Annotated in this window: 1 protein-coding gene; it reads right to left on the bottom strand. The window is 55.6% G+C overall.

The window, feature by feature from the left end; translation table 11 throughout:
* Positions 1–26: 26 nt before the first annotated feature.
* Positions 27–662: succinate--CoA ligase subunit alpha (gene sucD, locus WH277_RS00330; RefSeq protein ID WP_339503684.1), on the bottom strand; the 636-nt coding region annotated here is incomplete at its 5' end.

Here is a 662-nt window from a genome sequence, read left to right as displayed (position 1 = left end):
GCCTCTGTTTTTGCATTCTGATGCTGTTACTGTGGCAATACCGCTTTCACGGCCTCGCCGATGTCAGCCAGGCTACGGACGGTTTTCACGCCAGCCGCTTCCAGTGCAGCAAACTTCTCGTCTGCTGTGCCTTTACCGCCGGCAATGATGGCGCCCGCATGGCCCATACGTTTGCCCTTCGGTGCGGTCACACCGGCGATGTAACCGACAACTGGCTTGGTCACGTACTCTTTGATAAACGCCGCGGCTTCTTCTTCAGCGCTACCGCCGATTTCACCAATCATGACGATGGCTTCGGTCTGCGGATCATCCTGGAACAGTTTCAGGATGTCGATGAAGTTAGAGCCTGGGATTGGGTCACCGCCGATACCGACGCAAGTAGACTGGCCGTAACCGATGTCTGTAGTCTGCTTCACGGCTTCATAGGTCAGCGTACCTGAACGGGACACGATGCCAATGCGGCCTGGCTGGTGAATATGGCCAGGCATGATGCCGATCTTGCAGGCGCCTGGGGTGATGACACCCGGGCAGTTTGGACCGATCATACGCACACCGGCTTCATCCAGCTTCACTTTAACGGTCAGCATATCCAGCGTTGGAATGCCTTCAGTAATGGTGATAATAAGCTTAATGCCCGCTTCAATCGCTTCCAGGATGCCGTC

The organism is Erwinia sp. MYb416 (genome assembly GCF_037479575.1).
Lineage (GTDB): Bacteria > Pseudomonadota > Gammaproteobacteria > Enterobacterales > Enterobacteriaceae > Erwinia > Erwinia rhapontici.
The sequence above is the reverse complement of the archived record's forward strand: the minus strand, read 5'-3'. Positions and strand labels throughout refer to the sequence as shown.